The organism is Flavipsychrobacter stenotrophus, assembly GCF_002954265.1.
Classification (GTDB): Bacteria; Bacteroidota; Bacteroidia; order Chitinophagales; family Chitinophagaceae; genus Flavipsychrobacter; species Flavipsychrobacter stenotrophus.
The window spans coordinates 269,680-294,740 of sequence record NZ_PPSL01000001.1 but is presented as its reverse complement, the minus strand read 5'-3'; the positions used below and the strand labels follow the sequence as shown (position 1 = coordinate 294,740).

Below are 25,061 nucleotides of genomic sequence, written 5' to 3'. Positions count from 1 at the left end.
TACTTTTTATTTTAAGACTTACTCATTACATAGATATTCTCTGCTGTTGGGGTTAGGCTGCCGCCTTCTTTTTCTAATGATATGGCAAATGCATCGCCCGACATTACCGGCCTATCTATCTTTTGAATGCTGGCGGTTCCGGCCATTTCTACAGGCATCATACCAATACCCACCGGCTTACCTTCCTGCATTACCCATAGCTGGTACTGCATACCCTTTGGTGGTTTAGGCAGGCCTTCTATCATTACATAGGCTTCGCCCTTTTCCTTCTTCCAGTATACGGTTGCCGCCATAGGATGGCCTTTTACTATCGTGTGCATTACAATGGTCTGCATAGCGGTATCGGCCATCATGTCTGCATTCTGCTTGTATTTTACTACCGTTTGAGCCAGCGCCTTCTGCTCCTCAACAATAGAATTAAGGGCCACGGCCTGTGTTTCAAACTGTTGCTTTTGCTTGCTGTTCTGTACCCAGAATATACCATTCATTGCCACGCTACCCACCAATGCTACCCATATTGCCGCATAGCGCCATTGTGTATTGCGTAGAGGTGCACCCAATGGTATGGTTCTATTTACCGAAGGATCAGGTGCACCGGCATTTGGTGTAGCCTGGAATGATATGTTATTTCGATTTACTTTTTCAACAGGCTGCAGCGAGTCCCATATTTTCTCTTTAAGGTCTTCGGGCGGAGTCATAGAGCCAGCGATAGCATAGTTAAGCAGTGCCTCTTCAATGGCTGCTACTTCCTTAGCTAGTTCCGGATTCTCGGCTATATCAGCAAGCACCTGCGCTTCCTCCTGTGGAGTAAGAGCGCCCAGTACAAAGGCTTCTAAGTTGCCGGATTCTATGTATTCTTTCGTTGTCACCTTGTTTATATTGCTACGTATGTATTATATTAATTATTAAATTCATTCCTCAATTGCTGCATGGCGCTTCGCATTCGCGTTTTTACAGTACCTAACGGGATATTGAGTGTTTTTGATATTTCATCCAGGGTAAATCCTTTAAAATAGGCCATACTCACAATTACCTCATACTCTGGGCGAAGTTCGGAAACCATTTTTCGCAATCCTATAGTATCTGTCGACTGCTCCGTCTTCTGCCCTTTCGTTACATCATTTACGATGTCTTCACCTGTTTGGATTTTTGACTTCATGATCTCGCCTTTTGATCGCAATTTGTCAATTGCGGCGTTTCGGGCAATGTTGATCATCCAGGTATATATTCTTCCTTTCTTACTATCGTACCGATCAATGTTGTTCCAGATCTTCACAAAGGCTTCCTGCAATACATCGCTGGCAGTTTCCTCATCAAATACCACTTTGTTGATCACACCAAACAATACAGCCGAATAATTTTTGTACAAATAGTTAAAAGCATCCCTGCTCTGCTGTTTGAGCAGCAGAATCAGTTCCTCTTCACTATATGTAACAGCTATTGGTGCCAATGTTTAGAATTAGTTGTCCAAATATCCACTTTATTTTGGAAAGATCATGCGGTAGTCCACTTTTACTTTTCCCGAAGAAATGTCATCCAGTTTCTTCTTCATCAGCCTTTTCTTCAATCCTGAAATGTAGTCGATAAAAAGCTTGCCCTCTATGTGATCATATTCATGCTGAATAACCCTGGCTGTGATGCCATGGAAATGCCCTTCATGCGCTACAAAGTTTTCATCAAGGTAACGAAGATGCACTTTTGCCTGTCTGTGAATATCTTCTCTTACATGCGGAATGCTCAGGCAACCTTCATTATACGCCCAGGTATCGCCCGTTTCTTCGATGATGTGTGCATTGATAAAGACCTGCTTTATTGCCTTCTCGTTAGGATAGCGTTTACGATCATCGTCATCAAAATCATCTACAACCTGCACTGTGTCAATTACAAACAAGCGAATAGGCTTGTTTATCTGGGGGGCTGCAATGCCTACACCATTACTGTTATAAACAGTATCCCACATATCGGCGATCAACTTAGTAAGGCCCGGATAGTCTGGAGTAATGTCATCACAAACTTTTCGCAAAACCGGATGGCCAAAAGCCACAACAGGTAAAATCATGAACTCAACAATTGTTAGAACGTGCAAATTACATCATTTTTATACTTTGGGTAGCATCTTCGCACAAAAGTCTTTATATACGGATATAGGTGCGCTTTGTATTTTGCCCGCCAATGTTTTTTTAGAGAAGATTGAATTATACCTTAATTTGCTCCTTATAGCAACCAATGCGTGTACAAAAATTCCTCCTTATTCTTCTTTTGTGGCTTGTGCCTTCCTTTGCCAGGGCACAAGGTGCTTATGAGATACTCCAACATGACACCGTAGTTGCCGCAGGTAGTAACCTTACATTTTCTATTGACTCCACCAAAGCCTACAGTAATTTTATTTTTTCGGCCCGCGACCCGAAATCAAACCGATGGACAATCTGGGCTCGTAACAGCCGCTCGGGAAAGTACGAGCAGGTGTTTGCAGACGGTTATAACCGTATGAATGTTGTAGTATCGGCCGACAGAAAGGAAATGTTGTATGTGCGGTACAGAATGCAAAGGGAAGGCGCTATGTATTACAGCACGCTTGATACTGCCTGGGTGTGCAGGAATAACATAAAAGGCAACAATGAACAGATCGTTTTCATCGTGCCACAATTCAACAAAAACGCGGTGTATGACCTGGACTGGAGTAAAGACAAAAAGCGCATTCTCTATTCATACGGCAATGACCAATACCCCAGTCTAACCAGAGACGGAGACGTTTTTGAGTATAACATAGATTCTAAATTTGTAACAAATCTTACTAACGACTGGCAACTATGGAGTAAAAATTGCAGGTATGCACCGGGCAGTTATGACTTTGCCTATTCGCATTTTGCCAATTTTTTTGATGCCCTGCCTACAGATATATTTATACAAAACTCGCTGGCCGGCCGCCAGGAAGTTACCAACTCTATACACCACGACAAAAACTATAAATACTGCACACTCACCGACTTTCACGACGACTATGTGATCTATCGCCGTGGCCTGTATTTTGATAATAAACTATACCGCAAGCGGAAGAACGAAGAGGAATTACTATTCTCTACTCCCGGGTATGGCGGCATACAACTGGACAATGACCTTTTTGCAGCCACAGACTTTTACAATAACATATACCTGTTTACCGCTAAAAGAACGATAGGTACAATTAAGGTATCCGGCATTAAGAGCTTTGCTAAAGACCATAGTTACAATTTTGCCCTCGACTGTAACACCCGCCTGAACTGGATGGGTAAGCAAAGCGTAAAAGTGAGATGGTCGACGGGAGATACCACCTATTCTATACACGTAGCTCCGAAACAGAACACTAATTATTATTGCACAGTTACTGCTAACGGATACGAATATACCGATAGTGTAAGGGTAAAAGCCGGAGGGCCCTCCCCGGCCATAACCAGAAATTGCCTTACGTTATCTACAGGGCATTACAAGACATACCAGTGGTTGCTAAATGGGGCTTCCATACCTGGAGCTACAGATTCTGTATTTACTCCTGAAAGTGGAGGCACATTTGCGGTAACTGTAACAGACAAAAAAGACCGGCAGGCAACCTCTCCCGATTTCTTCATCAGTAACACACAGGCAGACAGCATTAAAAACCTGAACAGCCAGGTACAGATAAACGCAGACCCATCTACAGCCACTCTGCTCATAAAAGCGCCGTTTGTAGTAAATATGGTGATAGTTGATGCCGCCGGAAAGATCGTAGATCGCGCCAATGAAATACATCAGATCAGCATGAGCAATTTACCAGACGGCGTTTACAACATTCTACTGTACAACAACAACTGTCTGCAATTAAAGTCACGAAAAGTCGTAAAGAAGGCAGATTGAACGAATAATATTATTGAACATTCATAAGTAACTGAAATACTTGATAGAAATAAATATTAGCCAAAATATCAAAGTATTTTTTGTTTCAAAACAAGAACTGGTATAATTTGTAGTATTAATTCTAAGAGGGTCAGATTTAGAACAAAGTCGGCAATTGCCACGCTATTTAATCATTAATTTTGAATCAAATAATTGAAATGAAAAAAGTATTACTTATTCTTTTAGGATGTTTTTTGGCAGCCGGAAGTGTGAAAGCAGCACCGGGAGATACAACATGGGTACAAGCTAATAATGTACAACTCTCTTATTACAACAACTACGATACATCTATAAGCTTCCCTACATCGGGAACAAGTTACCGTAAGGTATTAATGATATTTACGCTTGGTAAGTATGCTTGTCCGGGTTCTCCTACTTATTGCGGCGACTGGGATTATACAGTGCAGAACTTTTTAATGACACCTACTGATACTTTTGAATTGGGCAGGTTGATCACGCCTTATGCCAACTCAGGAGCACCACGCACGCCACTTACCTGGAAGCAGCGCTATTTTTATGATGTAACACCTTATGCTTCTAAACTGACAGGTCCGGCTATTATGCGGATACTATTTTCAGGGTATTCAGGCGGATTCACCGGAGATATAAAATTTGCTTTTATAGAGGGCACACCAGAGCGCAATGTAACTGGTGTAAAGCGCCTGTGGTATGGTAGCTTCGGCTACGGAGGCTCACCGGATATCAATACACATTTTCCTGCTATTACTGAAACTGCACCAAACGGCACACAATCAGCTGAACTGAAATTTACCGTTACTGGCCACGGATCTGATAACACAGGTTGTAGTGAGTTTTGCACCAAAAACTACCGTGTAATGTTGAATGGCAGCGCGGCAGTTACTAAAACTATCTGGAGAGATAATTGCGGCAGTAACGAACTGTTCCCGCAGTCGGGCACATGGGTATATGATAGAGGCAACTGGTGCCCGGGCGCTATTGTTTATTCACACCACAATGTATTACCGGGCATCACCGCAGGCAGTACCTTCAACACCAGCCTTGACTTTGACGCCTACACCGCAGCGGGTGGATCTCCGAGTTATACTACAGAAGCGCACATGATCTATTATGGCCCTATGAACAGAACAGTTGATGCATCGCTGGAAGATATCATCTCACCGTCCAATAACGAGAACTACTTCCGCGAGAACACCATTTGTGGTAAACCAACTATACATGTGCGTAACAGCGGTTCTGCTGCCATAACTACTATGACCATTAGCTACGGACTAGCCGGCGGTACAATGCAATCTTATAACTGGACAGGTTCTATCGCTTCAATGGAAGAAGCTGATGTGACCTTACCGGAAATGTATCTGCTTAATGATGAAGCAGGCGTAACGGGCACTCGTACCTTCAGCGCATCTATAGCAAGCGTAAACGGAGCTGCTGATGAAGACGCTACCAATAATACCATGACCAGCCAGTACGTAAATGCTTCTCTATGGCCATTGACCATAAGACTAGGATTGGCCACCAACAATGAGGCCACATCTGGTACTGCAAGCGAAACCAGCTGGAAGATCTATGATATGAGCAATAATGTGGTAGCACAGCGCACCAATGCACTTGTATCTACTATTTACAATGATACAGTTACGCTCACATCGGGTTGCTACAGGCTGGAGTTAACAGATGCTGGTTGCAATGGATTGCATTGGTGGGCCAACCCATCGGGTGTAACATCGGGTACATTTCTCATTAGAAAACTGACCGGAACAATAATACCTATGGCAGGCTACACTACAGGCGGTACATACGCTCATGATTTTGGTTGCGGATTCACTAAGTATTTTTATGCTACACCATGGGCCGCAGGTGTAAATGAATTAGGCACCAAGGCAATGGCTATAGATGCTTATCCTAACCCTGCGCAAGACCAGTTGAATATAGACCTTTCTGGTATAGACCATGTGAATGGAACATTGAGAATACTGGATGTACTGGGCAGAGTAGTGATCACTGAAAATTGCATGGAGTCCAGCAAGCTGATCAACACATCTTCACTTGAAAATGGTGTTTATACTGTACAGTTCATTGACAACGCTGATGGCAGCAACAAACTACAGACAAGAATAATCATTGCAAAATAAGATAAGGAGAATGAGTGTTTAAGTGGACGGGCTGTAGGGATACAGCCCGTTTTTTTGTGGCATACTTTGTTGATCCACTAATGGGGGCACTGCAAATACGGTATATTTGCAGCCAATAACAGTCCAATTTCGATATAGTATATGAACCAACGGATAGAGAAGATCCTGGCCTTTCTGAAAGAAACACCTGATGATAATTTTTTGAATCATGCACTTGCGCTGGAGTATGTGAAAGAAGGTAATGAAGCCGAAGCACAAAAGTACTTCCTGAAGAACCTGGAACATAACGAAGGCTATGTGGCTACTTATTACCATCTTGGTAAACTGCTGGAGCGAATTGGTCAGCGAGATGAAGCAGTAAGCATTTATGAGAAAGGAATGATACAGGCAAAAGCAGCAAAAGACATGCATAGCTACAGCGAGTTGCAGAATGCACACGAGGACCTGGTGTATTAACTTAAAAATTAAAAGTAAAAAGTGTTTGCTGTAGACTCCTTTTATACAAACATTTCAATTAAAATGATGGATCTATTAGCACAATTCAGGTATAACTGGGCGGCCAGGAAATTTTGCGGTGCTACCGAGAGTGTTTTGCTCACTGTAAGTGGTGGCATTGACTCTATGGTAATGGCTGAACTGTTTCTGAAGAACAACATTGCATTTGGAGTAGCACATTGTAATTTTCAACTAAGGGGTGAAGAGGCCGATGGTGATGAACAATTAGTGAGGGACTGGTGCGCAGTAAATACTATCCCCTTTCACAACATTCGCTTTGAAACAAAGAAACACTCGGAAGAGTGGAAAAAAGGAACCCAGGAAACTGCGCGCATACTGCGCTACGAATGGTTTGAACAATTAAGAAAGGAACACAAATACAGCAAAATAGCTACTGCGCATCATGGCAATGACAATGTAGAGACCCTACTCATTAACCTGTTCAAAGGTACCGGTATAGCAGGGATTCATGGCATTTTGCCGGAACAGAATGATATCATTCGGCCACTACTGTTTACCAACAAAGCCGCAATACTAGCCTATGCCGAACAGAACGAGATCCGCTACAGGGAAGATGCATCTAACGCCAGTGACGACTACCTGCGCAACGCTGTAAGATTAAATATCCTTCCCGTGGTGCTGGAAAGCTTCCCCAATGCAATAGCAAGTGTAAACGAAAGCATAGAAAGGTTTGGAGAAGCGGAACTACTCTACCGTAAAGCACTTGAAGCAGAAAAAAAGAACCTGATAGAACTTAGAGGACAGGACCTCTACATTCCTATATTGAAGTTGCGCCACAAACAGCCGCTGGCCACTATCGTCTATGAGTTGATCCATCCTTATGGATTCAATTCTGCACAGGTGCCACATGTATTTGGTTTATTGGATTCAGAAAGCGGTCACTATGTTAACTCGACCAGCCACAGGGTAATAAAGAACCGTGACTTCCTGATCATCACTACCCTGCCTACTTTAACTACCGACATGATACTGGTGGAGGCCGCGCCATGCAATATTGATACAGGTAAGGACCATTTTTCATTTGCTATTGAAGACAAACCTAAGCAGCTGGACAAAGATGCACACACCGCATTGATAGACCTTAATAAGGTGGAATTTCCAATGATACTCCGCAAGTGGAAGATCGGTGACTATATGTACCCGCTGGGTATGAGCATGAAAAAGAAAAAGGTAAGCAAGCTACTGATAGAAGCCAAGATGCCGATTCACGAAAAGGAACATGTGTGGGTACTGGAGTGCAATAAGCGCATAATATGGCTTACAGGCATGCGCCTTGACGAACGCTTCAAGGTAAAGGAATCTACCGAACAGGTACTTGTGGTAACCAAAACAACACGTTAGATTTATTAAAAAACGGGGTGCAGTATCTGGTACAGGAACATTTGTCCGTGTGTAGGATCAACGATCAACGCGAATACAAAACCATATAATGCACCACCAAGGTGAGCATCATGACCTATATTGTCGTTTCCACGCTTAGACATATACAGAGAGTAAAGTGTGTATAGTACTCCGTATATTATAGCTGGTATACCGATAGGAATAAAGTACATACTGATCTTGGACCATGGAAAGAAATAGATAACAAAGAAAAGAATTGACGATACACCACCCGATGCACCCAGCGCAGCATATGTACTATCATTCCGGTGTTTGATAACACTAGGTACCGAAGACATAACAATACCCGACATATATAGAATAAGGTAAATAAGCCCGCCGGCGCGGCCATAAAAATCGCCTAGAATGCTTTCTTCAACTATTCTGCCAAAGAAGAACATGGTGATCATGTTAAAGATAAGGTGGTTCCAGTCGGCATGAATAAAGCCGGAAGTCAGTAACCTGTAATACTCTGACGGGCCGTTCATGATACGCGGATAGAGTATAAGCCTGCTGCGCAGATTAGCATCATTGAATGCAGCCAATGACACTAATACGGTTGTAACTATAATAATAAGCGTAAATACCACGATTGGGAGATTGTATTTGTCGACGAATGTGTTGTGTTTCAAAGATAAGCGAAAGTGGGTGTCATAGCAGTGCGGTCGATCTCTTTATTGCAAATATTCTCATAAAATAAAATGCGCCTTACCAAACAGGCAAGGCGCACTAATAAATATTTAAACCCTGATCAGTAACTTACACTTTTTACTTTTCAGTTTTTAGTTTTCACTTTTAAAGAATTTCCTTCTTCACTTCTTCCAGTATGTCCAGTGTTTCTTCTTTGCTGTTACCTTCTGCATAGATACGCAATACAGGTTCTGTACCCGATGCGCGCAGCATCATCCAGCCGCCGTTATCAAGGTGGTATTTAACACCATCTATCGTCTCAATGCGGTTGAAAGTGTACTTGCCGAATTTAGCATAACCATTGGCCTGCGCCTTTGCTATTATAGCTTCCTTCTTGCTGTTCTCTACATGCAGGTCGTTGCGCTCGTAAACGAAGTGCCCAACTATTGCATAAACTTCTTCACAAAGTTCCTTCAATGTCTTGCCGGTCTCTGTCATGAATTCATACAAAACCAATCCATCATAGATACCATCGCGCTCAGGGATATGCCCCTTGACAGCAATACCACCACTCTCTTCACCACCAACCAATACGTCTTCGTTCACCATTATTTCGCTGATGTACTTAAAGCCGATAGCCGTAACCTCTACTGGTATATTGTAATGTTCGCACATCTTCTTTACCCTGTCTGTTACAGAGAAAGCGATAGCTACCTTACCGGTCATTTTCTTGTACTTGAACAGGTAGTGAATGAGCAACAAGATGATGTTATGTGCATCAACAAACTTACCGTCTTCGTCATACAAACCAATACGATCAGCATCACCATCGGTAGCAAGACCTACTTTCAACTCAGGAGTTGAAGCGATAGCTTTTGCCATTTCCTGCAGGTTCTTATCCAATGGCTCAGGCGCCTGGCCGTGGAAACCCGGGTTGTTGTCGCAATGGAACAATACCGCATTGGGCAACAGGCGCTTAATAACATTCTGCCCTGCACCAAACATAGCATCATAGGCCATTTTGAACGGAGACTTGTTCAACGCGTCAAAATCAAACTTGGTTTTGATGTAGTCAACATACATATCTTCCAGGTTGATGTATTCCAACAAACCCTTCTCTTTGTAGTATTCTATTGATTCTGTAGGGATGGTCACTTCTTCAGGTATCAATGCTTCAACAGCAGCAATATCCTTAGGGCTTGACGGGCCACCGTGTGCTCCCTTAAGCTTATAACCATTGTATGATGGAGGATTGTGTGATGCTGTGATCACCACACCCTGCTGTGCATTCAGCTTCAATACACCCAAAGATATCATTGGTGTGCTGATAAAGCCTTTAGACAACAACACCTTTACACCATTGGCACACAACACTCTTGCAGCAGTTTCCGCAAACAATTCACCTGCAAAACGGCAATCGTGCCCTACAACAACAGTCGGATTCTTATGGTCTTTCAGCAACCAGTCAGCCTGACCCTTAGCTACTCTTGCAACATTGTAAACGGTGAAATCCTGTGCTATAATAGCTCTCCACCCGTCAGTACCAAATTTGATTTTATCAGTTACCATGTGTATGATTCGTTTCTAATGTGCGGCAAATTTATAAAACCTTTTGTTGTTACGGTCATAATGTGAATGAAATAATAAATTATCCTCTTTTGAATAGAAATAGGAATGACCAAAGCCATATAATTAGTCTTGCCTAATTTTATTTCGTACATTTGCAACGCTATTATTAACGGTACTGCTTACTGAAAGCCAAACCGGACAAATAGCCATCAAACAGTGTTTTTTAATGACCGATCATATAAACGAAAAATCACTTCACGACGTACACGGATCAGTAGATCCTTCGAAATCGGGTAATAAGTGGAAGAAAATATTTGCATTCTTTGGCCCCGCCTACCTGGTGAGTGTAGGTTATATGGACCCCGGCAACTGGGCTACAGATATTGCCGGTGGCAGCCAGTTTGGTTACGTCCTGCTGTGGGTATTGCTGATGAGCAACCTGATGGCATTCTTACTACAGTCACTCAGTGCCAGACTTGGTATTGTGCAGGGCCGCGACCTGGCGCAGTGCAGCCGCGATCTCTATCCTCCTTTTGTCAACTATGTACTCTACGGACTAGCTGAAATTGCCATTGCAGCATGCGACCTGGCAGAAGTACTCGGTATGGCAATAGGTCTTAACCTCTTGTTTGGACTACCCATGCTGGGTGGCGTGCTCATTACACTGCTCGATACTTTTCTGCTGCTTTACCTGCAAAAGCTGGGCATGCGCAAAATGGAGGCATTTATTATAGCGCTTATTGCCATAATAGGCGGCTGCTTCCTTACCGAGATCTTCTTTGCCAAACCCGATCTGGGACAAGTATCGCTGGGCCTCGTACCGCACATACCCAATAACGCCGCCCTTTATATTGCCATTGGTATCATAGGCGCCACGGTAATGCCGCATAACCTTTACCTCCATTCAGCCCTTGTGCAGACCCGCAAGATCGGCACCGATGAAAAGTCCATCAGGAAGGCTATTCGCTTTAATATTCTGGATAGTGCTATCGCCCTCAACATCGCATTTTTTGTCAATGCGGCAATATTGATATTGGCGGGAACGGTATTCTACACCTCCGGTTTGCACAATGTTGCCTCCATTCAAGACGCACATAAACTGTTGGCACCGCTGCTGGGCAGCAAGTGGGCTGCTATTCTTTTTGCTGTTGCACTGGTAGCAGCAGGACAAAGCTCTACAGTTACCGGAACCCTTGCTGGTCAGATAATTATGGAAGGCTATCTACACCTTCGCTTAAATCCTATAGCGCGTCGACTTATAACCCGTATGCTAGCCATAGTGCCGGCGGTAATAGTTATATTGATCGCGGGAGATTCAAAGCTCGATGAGATGCTGGTCTTCAGCCAGGTGCTATTGAGCATGCAATTGGCATTTGCGGTAATACCCCTCATTCACTTTGTAAGTGACAGAGCCAAAATGGGTGTGTTTACTATCAGTATGACAACCAAAGTAGTATCATGGTTGATAGCTGTTATCATTCTATCGCTCAACATAAAACTGGTTGCCGAGAATGTGCAGCAGTGGTTGGCCTATAGCAATAATATTTGGTTGCAGGGCCTCATCATTGGCACGGTGACATTCATTACAGTAGTCTTATTAATAACCATTTTCTACCCGTTTGTGTTGAAAAGAAAAGCTAGCCATAAAGATATTCACCAGCATACCCCGGCCGATATAATGGCTGAAGTAGAGCAGGTCTCTTTCAATAAAGTAGCACTGGCACTTGATTTCAGTAATAAAGATGGAAAGGTATTGCAGTATGCAATGAAACTGGCAAAGGAAAACACTTCACTGGTATTGATACACGTGGTTGAAAGCGCATCGGCTATGGTAATGGGCAATAAAGCAGAAGACTTCGAGACCCAGACAGACCGGGCTACTATGGATGAATATGTAGCCCTGCTGCAAGCGAAAGGATATACTGCCACCGGTGTATTGGGCTTTAAAAACCGTATAACCGAAATAGCCCGCATAGTAAAAGACAACAACTGCGACCTGTTAGTAGTCGGTAGCCATGGCCATAAAACAGCTAAAGACTGGCTGTTTGGCGAAACCATCAATTCAGTAAGACACAAGATAGATGTGCCGGTGTTTATAGCGCGGTAGGTTACGGCAATACTATTTTCTTCCCGGGGTTCTTACGCTCATTCACTACTTTAAAAGGAACAAACGACCATTCAGGGTTACGGCACGGCGCTATTTCGCGCGGGAATACCGGCGATATGTAAAGTCCCTTATCGTTGATATACCATTCAGGGTTTACCCATAGCTTCACACCGTTGTAGTTGCAGTCTTCCTTGTAAGCCATTTGTTTAGGGTGTAGGCCCTGTAGCAGTGCTACCAGTTGCGGGGCATAAACCTTCTCCCTGTAAGCAAACCACTTAGCAGAGCCAGGCTCAGGCACTGCCACTTTACTCAGATATAACAGGTCTTCCAACTCCAGCTCTTCTCCTGTTTTCAGGTCTATATTAATAGGCTCCTCTCCCCCATCGGCATGTGGCTCTCCCTTGCAGAAATATTGGAAGGTGACGTATACACTCAGTATATTCTCGGAGAGGTAGAGATTTTCTATATTGTACTCATAAGAGGGTGCACCTATGTTGGCTGCACAGGAACAATAACTACAGGCAAACTCTATAAACTTATTGATCATCATATTATTGACCTTAGCCATCATAGCACTCTCCAAGCCCTCTGTCAGGAACAATAACTTCACCGACGTGCCTCTAAGCTTTATGTATTTGAACTTGAGTTTCCCTTTATTGGTTGGGTTGGCATCCCTGTCTACAGGCAGCATATATGACCTTACAAATTCGTAGGGTTCTGTCGCTTTAAATTGCCTCACTACTGGCAGGTCGGCAAATGGATGTTTTATGGTCGCTACATCTAAGGGGGCCAATAACATAGGCTGCTTTTTGCCCTTTTTATCTGCCCAGGTGCCAGTCCAGCTTTTGTCTGGGTTTTGCTTCAGTATTATACTTTCAGACGTATCGTAGTTTTTGCCTACTAAAAAACTGCGGTGTGTTGCATACACTGCTATACCACCACTGGTCTTTAATCCCCTGAGCGTAATATCAGTGCACGTGGTGGAATAAAAATAGGTGACCTCCGCGTCACCACCAGACACAATAAGGTCTACTACTACGGTGGATCTGCCCAATGTGCCTTTAAGCAAATAGTCCTGTGCTTTTACAGTATTGATCGTCAAAACGGCAACAGATAATAAAAATAATTGCTTCATGATACTTAAGGTAGTGTTATATGCTTTTTAGGATTCTTATGTTTTTTGAGCTCTTCAAATGATATGTAAGACCAATCAGGAAGCAAGCAATTGCTCATCACATGCGGAAAAGAAGGTGATATATAAAGTCCCTTTTCAGTTACGTACCAGGTCGGATACCTCCACGGATCGACTGTACCATAGCCACATTCATTTATGAGAGACATTTGATGAGGATGTAACTTCTGCATTAACGCCAAAAGCCTTGGTCCGTAAATTTCAGCCCTGTAGTCGCTCCACTTCCCCTCATGGTCAACCGACACCACTGTAGCAGTGAGACTGAGAATATCTTCCAGAACCAGTTCATTGCCCGTTTTCATGTCTATTGTTACCGGATCCTGTGTAAAGTCGGGGTGCGCAGCCTGATTACAATAATAATCAGCAGTGATGTTAACACTCAATATATTGTCGGTGATGTATGGTGGATAGATCGTATAATTGTAAGCAGGAGTATCATTGCCGGTACAACCATAGTAATTCCACGCATGTTCTACAAACTTGTTCAGCAAGCGGCTGTTTATCTTAGCTGCAAGCGTCTTATCCATGCCCCCCACTATTTCAAACATCTCTATCCTTGCATTCTTCAAATGGTAGTCTCTCAATGAGTATTTACCGTATTGGGCTATAGCAGTATCCTTAACAACCTGCAGCATTGAAGATCTTACGTAATTATAGGCATCTCCTTCTTTAAATTCTTTTACAATTGGCAATTGAGCATATGGATGTCTGATAGTATTAACATCTATCGGCGCCAACACCACATCATACGCTTTACCTCTCTTACCTATCCATTTACCCGTCCAGCTTTTGTTGGCATTTTCCGTGAGTTGCCACGTCTCTGTAGTATCCTCTATGTTCCCGTTATAGTGGCAGGCGTAGAGCACTACCCCATTGTCTGTGCGTTCTCCCTTCAGTACTATGTCTATGCAGGTAGAAGTGTAGAAATAGGTCGCCTCTATCTGGTTGCCACTCATAAACAGATCAAAAACCACAGGGTACTTCCCAATGTTGCCCTTCATAAGGTAATCATCGGCACGAACATTACAGAAGGCGGGCAATAGGAAAAACGAAAGGAAAAGTGTCTTCATAAAACGTTGTTCAGGAAAATAGTGCCAAAGCAATTTAATAACGAGTAAAACCGGGACTGTCAAACAGTACACAAAATCCCAAAACAATATAAATATTCCAACATTAGCACATTATCCCATTGTTCCCACACAATAGTTTTGCTCGTATGTGGATAATTAATGGAATCACCATGGTATACCACCAACTGAAATAATAAAAAGTGGTAGTTTTACCCAACAGCTTTAATTCGATACTATTGATTATGACTAATCCTCAACTAATAAAATTTAAGCGAGACCTTATAACTGTTTATTTTACGTTACACTTTGTAAAAAATTACTTCAGGAAAAACTATGCTACCTGTTTTGGATTTGCAGCAAACACAGAACACCTTGAATCTCACATTTCGGGCATTGTTAGCCGCATACTCTACCGAAATTTAAAAAACAAATATACCCCCGAAGATTGCAGCCTGGCGGAACCTTTTCGAAAAGATGTGATCAAACGCTTTAATAACGAATCAGGGAAAAAATTTCTGAGAGCAAATATCCTTTGCATTAAACCATGGATATCAGTTAAAGAAAAAGGCATTATTATGGTAAAATATACCGAGATAATAAACGCCCTACCTTTTTTGTTTGATATGGATAAACTACAGGAAAAATACCACTTGGTGATAGAGCCTAGTGCCGAAAGCCCGTACCAAATGTATAGTGCTTTTCTGCCATTAAAGTCAGAGATTTTCGTGCAATCATTAAGTATCAGGGAGAAGAACATTCATATTGCCCATGGTTTCAAACCGGTTCCACTTACCGCGGGCGACTGGGTAAATATAGAAAATTTTTATCCGGACGAATCTATTGAGAAGAAATATGATTTTTGTATCATTTCTAATTTCATACCCGTAAAGCGATATCCCTTCTTATTGGCTGCTTTAAGCAAATACTGGATTGGTGATCTGAGGTTTGCTATTGCGGCCTCCAGTCATGTGGGGTACAAAAGAGAATGGATGGAAGCACTGCTAAAAAAGTATGGCTTGTTTGATAAAGCTGATATTTTTATAGAAATTAAACAAACTCAAATAAATGAGATCCTAAATGCTTCTTACTGTCATGTGCTGGCCTCAAGGCGCGAAGGAGCTAATAAAGCTAATTTTGAAAGTATGATGGCTGGTACTCCGGTAGTTGTGGTAAAAGACCATATCGGGTTCCCTAACTGGAAGTTCACATCACCATTAGTTACAAATTACACTACACCGCAAGATCTTGTCTCTGCTATTAAAAAGAGCAGAGCAACAACAAGGACAGAAGTAGCAAAAGCTGCGAGTGAAATGATCGGATATAAACACGCGTCAAACACCTTAAATAAGGAAATAAAGAAAGTAAGTTTAGCCAGAGGTGACGAATGGACGGTAGATATCCTGCCGAAGATCAATCGTGTTCACTTGTTTTACGGTAATCAGGAAGACACTCATAAGTGCATTAAAGACTATCAGTTCATAGAGTCGATCGTCTATGAAAAGTCTTACTATCAGGCTGCATTAGCTATTGAGCGATTCAGCAAAAACGAATCTATTTAGGTGGGCAATATAGCCAAATCAAATACTTGTTTTAGAAATTTTTATTACTCCTTAATGAAATCATAAAATGTCGTAGTTTTGCGACCTGTAATCAAAAAGATATTTCCCCAGGTAATTAATGTTGCGAGAACAGTCTATCAAAGCAAAGTGGCATATAACGGCAGCAGGCCGTGCTAAGGACTACAGCCAACTACTGAAGCCAAATCTCAGTGGCATGGTGGTATTCAGCAGCGTTATAGGCTATCTAATGGCTCCCAACATTACTTTTTCATGGAGTGATATGACCATGTGGCAGAACGCTATTACCCTGTTTATCGGGGGCATGATGGTTACCGGTGGCGCTAATACCATTAACCAGATCCTGGAGCGCGATAGCGACAAGCTAATGAACCGTACCAAAAACCGCCCTATGCCGGAGGGCCGCATGGACCAACCCGAAGCCTGGGTATTTGCCGCGGTTACAGGTCTTGGTGGTGCAATTTTGCTGGGTTACTACTTCAATATTCTTGCTGCAGGGCTTAGCTTCTTCTCTTTATTGCTGTACGCGTTCGCCTACACACCAATGAAGAAAATACATCCGGTTGCCGTGCTTATAGGCGCTATACCGGGTGCATTACCACCCCTTATAGGCTGGGTGGCTGCTACTGGCACACTTACCGGCGTGCTTGGCTTAGGCGGCTGGGTTTTATTCTTATTCCAGTTTTTCTGGCAGTTCCCGCATTTCTGGGCTATCGCCTATGTAGCGTTCGACGATTACAGCCGCGCAGGCATGAAAATGCTCCCTACACGTGAAAAAGAAACACGTTTTACAGGTTTGCAATGTATGTTCTATAGCCTGGTGCTCATCCCTTTATCAGTAGTGCCCAGAATGATAGGACTTACAGACAATATTGGCATGTACGTGTGTATGGCATGTGGTATTATGTTCTTTGTAGCATCTGTTATGTTTTTCAGGGCCAATGATCATAAGTCAGCAAGAAGAGTAATGTTTGCATCGTTCATATATCTACCGGTTATACTGATAGCCTTACTGGCCGACAAACATGTGATATAATATTTTAGTGAAAAGAACAGCGTTATGGAAGGTATTTTAAAGAGTAACAAGACCGAGGGCAGAAAGATACATCCGCATAAATTCGCATTGTGGGTAGCCATGGGTAGCATCAGCATGATGTTTGCCGGGCTCACCAGCGGCTATATGGTACGCGAATCTCAGGGAAACTGGCGTTATTTCACGCTTCCTTCCGTGTTCTGGTATTCAACTATCGTAATTTTCCTCAGCAGCATTACCATTTTCCTGGGGACTAAAGCCTTCAAAAACAGGCAGATGTCGCGTTATAGAACACTCCTATTGACCACTTTGGTATTGGGCTGTTTATTCTGCGCATTGCAATGTTTAGGCTTTTACCAGTTGTACCACCTCGGCCAGCCCATGAGGATCAACGGACAAACACTCAACGAAATAATGCCGGTTCGCGTAGATGGCAACCCTAGTGAATCATTTTTGTTCATCATTGCAGGTCTGCACATTGCCCACATTTTAGGTGGAATTGTAGCGCTGGCCATCACATTTTTACGCTCTTTCAGAACACAAATTAAGGTCTATAATTCAACAGGTTTGGAGATCGTCGGTGGTTACTGGCACTTCGTTGACGCATTATGGATATATTTATTTGTATTCTTTCTGGTAAATCAATAAAATTGTTTGCATTTTCGCACTCAAATTCACACACTGAAATAATAAAACAAGTCTATGTCGCAAGCTACAGCTACTACAGCACAGGAGCCAAATTTATGGGGAGGAGGTCGTTCTCCTTTCAACGTCAGCTACGGAAAAATGATGATGTGGTTCTTCCTCTTATCGGATGCCCTCACTTTCGGAGCCTTCCTTATCTCGTATGGTACTACCCGTTTCTTCAGTGCCGTATGGCCTGATGCAAACACTGTATTCAAGTCGTTCCCCTTCCTCGAAGGGCACAACCTCCCGTTGGTATTCGTGAGTCTGATGACTTTCATACTCATCATGAGTTCTGTAACTATGGTACTGGCAGTACATGCCGGTCACTATGGCGACAAGAAAAGCGTGGCTACATGGTTGTTATGGACCATTATCGGTGGTATTGCGTTCCTGGGTTGCCAGGCTTGGGAGTGGACACACCTTGCAGGTGAGTGCGGCGGTCTATGGGGCACATTTACAAATGTGAACACACCAGTACACGAATACCAGCAGTTCTTTAATATGGAGAACAAGGAAGTTGCCAATATGCTGCATACACAGCCATTGGTAGCTATGCAGTCTACACACAACTTCTTCAACTATTTCTTTACTATCACAGGTTTTCATGGTGGTCACGTAACCAGCGGTGTTATCTTCAACATACTCATGTTGGTTAATACAGTAAACGGCACTTATGAGCGTCGCGGTCACTACGAGATGGTAGAAAAGATCGGTCTTTACTGGCACTTTGTAGATCTGGTTTGGGTATTCGTATTCACTTGCTTCTACCTTCTTTAATCTCTTACTGACTCAAAACCTAAAAAAATTATACAATGTCATCACACGCTAATAACGATAACATACAAGCACTTTATGAGGGAGACCAGTCTAAGCTCTACTCTGGTGTAATGTCTCATCATTCTGATGTAGAATCTACAGAAAGTAAAACGCAGATAAAAAAGATATGGAAAGTTTTCTGGGTTTTGCTGGCCATCACCATTGTTGAAGTTTTCATTGGTATGCAGTTAAGCCACAGCGTATCTCGGGAGATCCTTGCATTTGTATACCTGAGTCTTACATTGGTTAAGGCGGGCTTTATTGTTTACGTATTCATGCACCTTGGCGATGAAAAGAAAAACTTCATGGTCACGGTATTGATACCACTCGTTTTGTTCGTATGGTTCATCATAGCATTCCTTGCCGATGGCAGTTTCTGGTTGCACATGAACGACACAAGCAAAGCACGTGACCATGGTACTGAACAGATAGCAAAATAATGACTCAGAAAAGATCAAATAATAAATTCTTTATTGGTATAGCGGTAGCGTTTTTGCTACCGCTTTCTTTATACCTTATAGTGAGCAAACTCTCTAAGGGCAAGATAAAGATGCCAAAACACTACATTATAGAGAAGGTAGACACACTGGCCGGAGATCCGCCTAAACTAGATACTGTTTACCACCAGGTGGGTGACCTTGTACTTACCAACCAGGTAGGCGAAAAAGTATCGCTGAATAAAGATTTGGAAGGGAAGATGGTGGTCATCAATTTCTTCTTCGCCGAGTGCAGCGCTACCTGCCCTAAGTTGTCCAAAAGCATGCGTACCCTGCAGATGGGCTTTAAAAAAGATCCTAAGAAAGAAACTAATCTCAGCAATGATATACAGTTCATTTCTATAACTGTAATGCCGGAGCACGACTCTTTCCAGGTACTACGAGCCTATGCCGACAGGTATGATGCCAACCCCGATCATTGGTGGTTCCTGACGGGTGATAAAAAGACCATTTATGAATTCGCCCGTAAAGAACTGGGTATTGCTACAGGTCCCGGCGATGGTGGCGCAGAAGATTTCATTCATTCTGATAAGCTCATATTACTTGATAAGAACCGCTACGTAAGAGGTTACTATGATGGGCTTAACGATACCGCTGTTACCAAATGTGCCGACGACATAGTACTACTAACACTTGAAAAAGATAGAAAGAAGAAAAAATAAAAAATATTCCAATACAAGCAAGCGTAAAGTTAAAAGCAATTGAGCAGTGAGCACTTTTATCGTATATACATCGGCTCAGGTACTTTTATGTTTTAACTTTTCACTTTTAACTTAGTTTAATATGCTTACCCCTGTTTTAAAAAAAGACGACAAAAAAGCACAGATCATTATCTGGACCGCATCTATTGCTGTGTTTGCATTGGTGGCCATTACATCAAAATACAAACTCGACCTTGACCTCGGTTTTAATATTCACCTGTTTGCCTTGGTCAATGCGCTGATCAACTCTACCGTTACCGTATTGTTGATATTGGGTCTGATCACTGTAAAGAACAAACAGTATACCGCTCATAAGAACATTATGCTGCTGGCTATTATTTTGTCTTCATTGTTCCTGCTGTCTTACGTTGGCCACCACCTGCTGGCCGGAGAAACTAAGTATGGCGGTCCGCACGATGGTAAGTACTACGCATACATCTTCATCCTGATCACTCATATCCCTCTGGCAACTATCATACTGCCATTCGCATTGTTCACCGCCTACAGGTCACTGACCGGCGAATATGAAAAACATAAAAAGCTGGCAAAGTATACCTGGCCACTGTGGTTGTATGTAAGCATCACCGGTGTATTGGTGTACTACTTCATTCATCCGTATTACGTGCCTGCACTTTAGTTTTGATTTGTTAAGTTTCGTCCTACGTTTTCTAAACGTTACTCACTACCAAATTACCTGGATAGTACGTATGAATAGCGTATTTTGGCGAAAGAAGCGTTGGCCGAGCTTGCGAGGAGCGGTCGGGTCGGGCCAGCTGCAATAACACGCAGCTTAGCTCCTTTTGCGCGCGGAGCGATTCGCAAAAGTGCCGCTTTCTTTTGTTTCTTTTCGGCGTCTATCCCGCCCTTCATGCGGGACGGCAGCACAAAGAAAAGAAAACAAGAGGTGGGATTCAAAACACTTCGGTCACTGCATAAACCTGAACATCACACAAAACCCCTAACTTTGCAATTATGAAAAAGTATTTGCTTGCTTTATTCTTAATGACCGCATCTGTAACTGCTGTACAAGCACAGGGATGCTCGGTATGTACTAAAACTGCGCAGGGCCTTGATGACAAAAGCGCCAAGGGACTAAATGGTGGTATCGTATACCTCGCCTTCCTCCCGTTGGGCATCATGGGGACGCTCGCCTATCTTTGGTGGAGGTCTAACCGCAGTTTATAGGGTATTCACCGATTTCAGTAACCTACCTGTAGCCCTGTTTATTACTTTAGCAGCACTTTAAATAGGTAGTCATGAAAAAACACGTTTACTTTCTCGCCGCTCTCACCGGAATTGCCGTATTGATCGCCTCTTGCCATGGCAAAAGATTGCGTGGAACCGGCAATAAGATCTCTTCAACACGCACCATTACTGCATTTACTGAGCTGGACCTTTCCGCCGACATTAAAGCAAACATCACAATAAAACCGGGTGTTCAGCCTACCCTTGTGCTGCACGGCTATGAGAACATTCTCAAACACATCAAAACCGCCAACGACAGCAATACGCTTCGTATCTATACCGACCTTGAAGATTCATGGTCGTTCGATAGCCACTCAGGAACTACAGCAGAATTGATAGTACCGTCTTTATCTGCCTTAGGCATGAGCGGATCTACCGATGCCGATATTCATGGTGCTGTTACCGGAGAAAAACTGTCAGTAGAGATATCGGGCAGTGGTAAATTAGTTATAGATAGCCTAAATGTTACAGACTTTTCTACCTCAGTATCAGGTGCAGCCAACATAGCGGTAAACGGCGGCACAGCACAACGAGCCAGTTACGAGGTAAACGGAGCGGGCAAGATAGCAGCATTCCAGCTGCAGGCTACCGAGGTAACTACCTCTGTATCAGGCGCTGCGAAGGCCGATGTTACCGCCCTCAAAACATTGAACGTCAATATAAGCGGTGCTGGCAAGATAAAATATAAAGGCCACCCTACTGTAAATAAAGACATATCGGGTGCCGGCACAGTAAGAGACGTTAACTAGCTTTACTACGTTATTGGAAAATAATCGGTATTTTTATAATCAAACGTTATGAATCATGCCCGTTAAGCAGACCCTTATCTTCCTCTCCTTCTTTCTTCTTTCATTAGTTGCTAAAATAACCGCCACTGCGCAGGCTGCCGATCAGATAGAACGTACATGGTACAACGAACGATTAACGGCCAAAATACAGGTATATAAGGGCACAGACGGCAAGTTTTTTGGCAAGGTGGTTTGGCTTAAATATCCGCTGATGGCCGATGGCCGCCCGAAGATCAACGGCTATAGCCCCCACCCCGAACAAAGGAACGACCCGATTATTGGCTTACTTATACTCCGCAACTTCAAAAAAGTAGGTAAAGTCACCTACGAAGGCGGCACCGTCTACGACCCCGAAAACGGTAAAACCTACGACTGCAACCTCACCTACAAAGGCAATAAACTACTCGTCCGCGGCTACGTTGGCTTCTCCATGTTCGGTAAAACCACCACCTGGACTCTGGCAGAATAGTTGTGAAATTCCTTCAAATCGAATGCTGGGCGTAGTCTCTGACTACGTCCTGGCGGTTGCCGGTCTCCCGACCGGCTCATCGGGCCGGTTCTCTTTGAGACAAGCTAACAACATAGTCCATACACACCAAAACACATCAACGTAGAGACGCATAATTGCGTCTCCACAGCTGCTTGGCCTGATGCTGGGCGTAGTCTCTGTCGCAGTTCCTTCCCCGAAGGTTGTTGGTCAAAAGACCAACAACCTTCGGGGAAGCTCTCTTTGAGATGCGCTAACAACACAGCTCACATGTGCTGAGCGTTAGTCTCTGACGACGCTCGCGCGGTTGCCGGTCTCCCGACCGGCTCACCGGGCCGGTTCTCTTTGAGAGCACCAAGCAACAACTCCCCTCTTATTTTAAGCGGCAATCTCCCGATTCCCGTTATCTAAGAAAACCGCATATACCGGGATTATCTAACCAACATGTAAACCTACTTAGGGACGAAGAAAGCCTGGTATGTACAACAATGGCATGGTAGTCAAAGCGATCTGGACAATGCCATTATTCTCAAAAGAGTCAAGGAAATACGGGAGCAAATGCCCCGCATTGGTACCCGCAAGCTGCATTACATGCTTACTGAGACATTGGAAAAGCATAACATCAGTATTGGAAGAAATAAGCTCTTTGATCTATTAGCAGATTATGGACTGTTGGTCAGACGTCGCAAACGTAAACGCATTAACACCACAGATTCAAATCATCCGTTCAGGCGGTACCCTAACCTGATCCGGGAGCTGCGGGTACTACGTCCCAACCACCTATGGGTAAGCGATATCACCTACCTGAGTCTATCAGAAGGGTTCTGCTATCTGAGCCTGGTAACAGACGCGTACTCCCGTAGAATAGTGGGTTATTGCCTCTATCCTACGTTGAAAAAAGAAGGGCCGTTAAATGCATTAAAAATGGCATTGAATAGCCTGAACTACACGATCAAGGCCGCCCTGATCCATCATTCGGATAGAGGTTTACAGTACTGTTGTGCTGATTATACGTCCGCATTAGCGGATATAGGTATCAGTATAAGCATGACAGAAAAAGGAGACCCTTATGAAAATGCGATTGCGGAAAGAGTAAATGGGATATTGAAATGTGAGTTTGCAATAGACCGGGACTTTAAAGATATCGAACAAGCAAAAGAGGAGGTAGATAATGCAATAGCTATTTATAACCAGCTACGACCTCATGCAAGCTGTGATTATCTAACTCCCGACCAAGCTCATCAAAAAGAACGATTATTAACCGCTAAATGGAAAAGGAGGTTGGTTATGACATAATAGCTAATTTTACAGTGTAATCGAACCGCACCTGAACATCCTAAACCTGTAAATAAAAAACGGGACTAACAAAATGGCAGTAAATAAATACAGGGATTATCTAACAAACATGTAAACCTATTTAGGGACGAGGCACCAATTTCGGGACGAGGCAAACGAAGAAAAAAGTAGCAACATGTGGCAGAAAGTGGCAGTTTGTGGCAGTTTGTCAAAAAGCCTAAAACCCTTACCCACACAGCAGTACAGCAAAAATCCCATCAAAAAACTGCCACTTTTCATATAACCACATTTTTTGGAGTTCGTAGAGACGCAAAATTTTGCGTCTCCACAGCGGCCGGACAGAATAGCACGGTCATCGAAAAATGCAAAAAGAAAAGGTCGGAACCCTAGCCCCGACCTTCACTATAAAATCAAAATAACATTACACAGTCATCTTACTTTCTTCCCATTTCCTTCTACCCTCACCCTTTATAACATGCCTCTCACTATGATAAGAAGAACGAACCAACGGACCGCTCTCTACATAATCAATACCCATGTTATACCCTCCTTCGCGGTACTCTGCAAACTCATCGGGGTGTACAAAACGAACTACAGGCAGGTGCTTTTGTGTAGGCTGCAGGTATTGACCAAGCGTTACTACATCAATGCCGTTATCAGCAAGATCCTGCAACGATTGCAATACCTCATGCTTCTCCTCACCAAGGCCCAGCATTATGCCGCTTTTGGTACGCATACCGCCATCTTTAAGGCGACGAAGCGCTTCAAGGCTGCGGTGATACTTAGCCTGTATCCTCACCTTCTTAGTGAGCCTTTCTACCGTCTCCAGGTTATGAGATACAACTTCCGGTGCTACATCAATGATGCGCTGCAGGTTGTCCCAGTCACCTCTGAAATCAGGGATCAGTGTTTCCAGTGTAGTTTCAGGATTCAGTGCACGAACAGCTTTAATAGTATTGGCCCAGATGATAGAACCACCATCTTTCAGTTCGTCTCTGTCTACAGAAGTAAGCACAGCATGCTTTACCTTCATCAGGTGAATGGCCTCTGCCACACGCTGCGGCTCATCCCAATCTACAGGCTCAGGCCGGCCGGTAGCCACCGCACAGAAACCGCATGAACGTGTACAGATGTTACCCAGTATCATAAAGGTAGCAGTACCCTCTCCCCAGCACTCACCCATATTAGGGCAATTGCCACTCTCACATATAGTATGTAGTTTGTGTGTATCTACCAGGCCACGTACATGGCGGTAGTTCTCACCTATCGGCAATTTTACGCGAAGCCAGTCCGGCTTCTTAACACGCGTGTCAGCTTTCACATCTACTGAACTGATTATCGGCAATTCTTGCATATCAGGGTGCAAATTAGGCCAAAATGGGCATAAAAAGTATAATTAAATGGGCAAACCGGGAAAGAGAAAATCTATATTAAATAGAAAGTATAG

General features: G+C 43.4%; 24 protein-coding genes. 16 read left to right on the top strand and 8 right to left on the bottom strand.

The features are described 5' to 3' along the window. Positions 1-11 precede the first annotated feature (11 nt). Genes CJD36_RS01450 through def form a run of 3 tightly spaced genes read right to left on the bottom strand, consistent with a single transcriptional unit; the run spans position 12 to position 2,059 of the window. Positions 12-869 carry an anti-sigma factor gene (locus CJD36_RS01450; protein WP_105037327.1) on the bottom strand — a complete coding sequence of 286 codons (858 nt, stop codon included), beginning with the start codon at positions 867-869 and terminating at the stop codon, positions 12-14. A 29-nt stretch (positions 870-898) separates the two neighbouring features. Beyond that, on the bottom strand, positions 899-1,450 hold the full coding sequence (locus tag CJD36_RS01445) for an RNA polymerase sigma factor (protein ID WP_240609272.1): 552 nt from the start codon (positions 1,448-1,450) through the stop codon (positions 899-901). Positions 1,451-1,480: 30 nt separating this feature from the next. Next, positions 1,481-2,059, bottom strand: coding sequence for a peptide deformylase (gene def, locus CJD36_RS01440; RefSeq protein WP_105037326.1), 579 nt, complete (start codon positions 2,057-2,059; stop codon positions 1,481-1,483). 167 nt (positions 2,060-2,226) lie between these two features. Here def and CJD36_RS01435 point away from each other — a divergent pair, with 167 nt between their 5' ends. From CJD36_RS01435 to tilS, 4 genes are all read left to right on the top strand, one after another. After that, entirely contained in the window at positions 2,227-3,870 is a 1,644-nt protein-coding gene (locus tag CJD36_RS01435; protein ID WP_105037325.1) for a T9SS type A sorting domain-containing protein, read from the top strand. Positions 3,871-4,067: 197 nt separating this feature from the next. Continuing rightward, complete coding sequence (locus CJD36_RS01430) at positions 4,068-6,023, top strand: T9SS type A sorting domain-containing protein (RefSeq protein WP_105037324.1); 1,956 nt, start codon at positions 4,068-4,070, stop codon at positions 6,021-6,023. Between the two features lie 141 nt (positions 6,024-6,164). Continuing rightward, positions 6,165-6,479: a tetratricopeptide repeat protein gene (locus CJD36_RS01425; RefSeq protein WP_105037323.1), complete on the top strand. Its 315-nt coding sequence runs from the start codon at positions 6,165-6,167 to the stop codon at positions 6,477-6,479. 63 nt (positions 6,480-6,542) lie between these two features. Then, the gene (gene tilS, locus CJD36_RS01420; protein WP_105037322.1) at positions 6,543-7,880 is read left to right on the top strand and encodes a tRNA lysidine(34) synthetase TilS; all 1,338 of its coding nucleotides are present in this window, start codon (positions 6,543-6,545) and stop codon (positions 7,878-7,880) included. Positions 7,881-7,885: 5 nt separating this feature from the next. Here tilS and CJD36_RS01415 read toward each other — a convergent pair whose 3' ends face one another. After that, entirely contained in the window at positions 7,886-8,551 is a 666-nt protein-coding gene (locus CJD36_RS01415) for a rhomboid family intramembrane serine protease (protein WP_205685535.1), read from the bottom strand. A 163-nt stretch (positions 8,552-8,714) separates the two neighbouring features. Continuing rightward, entirely contained in the window at positions 8,715-10,118 is a 1,404-nt protein-coding gene (locus tag CJD36_RS01410; RefSeq protein ID WP_105037320.1) for a phosphoglucomutase/phosphomannomutase family protein, read from the bottom strand. A gap of 226 nt (positions 10,119-10,344) precedes the next feature. Here CJD36_RS01410 and CJD36_RS01405 point away from each other — a divergent pair, with 226 nt between their 5' ends. Beyond that, the gene (locus CJD36_RS01405) at positions 10,345-12,225 is read left to right on the top strand and encodes an Nramp family divalent metal transporter (protein ID WP_105037319.1); all 1,881 of its coding nucleotides are present in this window, start codon (positions 10,345-10,347) and stop codon (positions 12,223-12,225) included. Position 12,226: 1 nt separating this feature from the next. Here CJD36_RS01405 and CJD36_RS01400 read toward each other — a convergent pair whose 3' ends face one another. Together CJD36_RS01400 and CJD36_RS01395 are read right to left on the bottom strand one after the other, a co-directional pair. Beyond that, complete coding sequence (locus CJD36_RS01400) at positions 12,227-13,360, bottom strand: hypothetical protein (protein ID WP_133162438.1); 1,134 nt, start codon at positions 13,358-13,360, stop codon at positions 12,227-12,229. A 5-nt stretch (positions 13,361-13,365) separates the two neighbouring features. Continuing rightward, a complete protein-coding gene (locus CJD36_RS01395) occupies positions 13,366-14,487 on the bottom strand; it encodes a hypothetical protein (protein ID WP_105037317.1) in 1,122 nt (373 codons plus the stop codon). Positions 14,488-15,062: 575 nt separating this feature from the next. Between CJD36_RS01395 and CJD36_RS01390 the strand changes: the two genes are divergently transcribed. The 11 genes from CJD36_RS01390 (at position 15,063) to CJD36_RS01335 (ending at position 23,614) form a co-directional block, all read left to right on the top strand. After that, positions 15,063-16,046, top strand: a complete 984-nt coding sequence (locus CJD36_RS01390) for a glycosyltransferase (RefSeq protein WP_161499166.1) — start codon at positions 15,063-15,065, stop codon at positions 16,044-16,046. Positions 16,047-16,164: 118 nt separating this feature from the next. Then, positions 16,165-17,100 carry a heme o synthase gene (gene cyoE / locus CJD36_RS01385; RefSeq protein ID WP_105037315.1) on the top strand — a complete coding sequence of 312 codons (936 nt, stop codon included), beginning with the start codon at positions 16,165-16,167 and terminating at the stop codon, positions 17,098-17,100. 24 nt (positions 17,101-17,124) lie between these two features. Continuing rightward, positions 17,125-17,745 carry a cytochrome c oxidase subunit 3 gene (locus CJD36_RS01380; protein ID WP_105037314.1) on the top strand — a complete coding sequence of 207 codons (621 nt, stop codon included), beginning with the start codon at positions 17,125-17,127 and terminating at the stop codon, positions 17,743-17,745. 54 nt (positions 17,746-17,799) lie between these two features. Continuing rightward, the gene (locus CJD36_RS01375) at positions 17,800-18,561 is read left to right on the top strand and encodes a cytochrome c oxidase subunit 3 (RefSeq protein WP_105037313.1); all 762 of its coding nucleotides are present in this window, start codon (positions 17,800-17,802) and stop codon (positions 18,559-18,561) included. Positions 18,562-18,596: 35 nt separating this feature from the next. Next, positions 18,597-19,040, top strand: a complete 444-nt coding sequence (locus CJD36_RS01370; protein ID WP_240609271.1) for a cytochrome C oxidase subunit IV family protein — start codon at positions 18,597-18,599, stop codon at positions 19,038-19,040. After that, entirely contained in the window at positions 19,040-19,759 is a 720-nt protein-coding gene (locus tag CJD36_RS01365; RefSeq protein WP_105037312.1) for an SCO family protein, read from the top strand. Before CJD36_RS01370 ends, CJD36_RS01365 begins: the two co-directional genes overlap by 1 nt. Positions 19,760-19,880: 121 nt before the next feature. Continuing rightward, a complete protein-coding gene (locus CJD36_RS01360; RefSeq protein WP_105037311.1) occupies positions 19,881-20,435 on the top strand; it encodes a DUF420 domain-containing protein in 555 nt (184 codons plus the stop codon). A 335-nt stretch (positions 20,436-20,770) separates the two neighbouring features. After that, the gene (locus CJD36_RS01350) at positions 20,771-20,983 is read left to right on the top strand and encodes a hypothetical protein (protein ID WP_240609270.1); all 213 of its coding nucleotides are present in this window, start codon (positions 20,771-20,773) and stop codon (positions 20,981-20,983) included. Positions 20,984-21,054: 71 nt separating this feature from the next. After that, a complete protein-coding gene (locus CJD36_RS01345; protein ID WP_105037309.1) occupies positions 21,055-21,792 on the top strand; it encodes a head GIN domain-containing protein in 738 nt (245 codons plus the stop codon). 55 nt (positions 21,793-21,847) lie between these two features. Continuing rightward, positions 21,848-22,300: a DUF2147 domain-containing protein gene (locus tag CJD36_RS01340; protein WP_105037308.1), complete on the top strand. Its 453-nt coding sequence runs from the start codon at positions 21,848-21,850 to the stop codon at positions 22,298-22,300. A 528-nt stretch (positions 22,301-22,828) separates the two neighbouring features. Further along, positions 22,829-23,614: an IS3 family transposase gene (locus CJD36_RS01335; protein ID WP_105037307.1), complete on the top strand. Its 786-nt coding sequence runs from the start codon at positions 22,829-22,831 to the stop codon at positions 23,612-23,614. A 421-nt stretch (positions 23,615-24,035) separates the two neighbouring features. Here CJD36_RS01335 and lipA read toward each other — a convergent pair whose 3' ends face one another. Continuing rightward, positions 24,036-24,968 carry a lipoyl synthase gene (lipA, locus tag CJD36_RS01330; protein WP_105037306.1) on the bottom strand — a complete coding sequence of 311 codons (933 nt, stop codon included), beginning with the start codon at positions 24,966-24,968 and terminating at the stop codon, positions 24,036-24,038. Between the last annotated feature and the right edge of the window lie 93 nt (positions 24,969-25,061).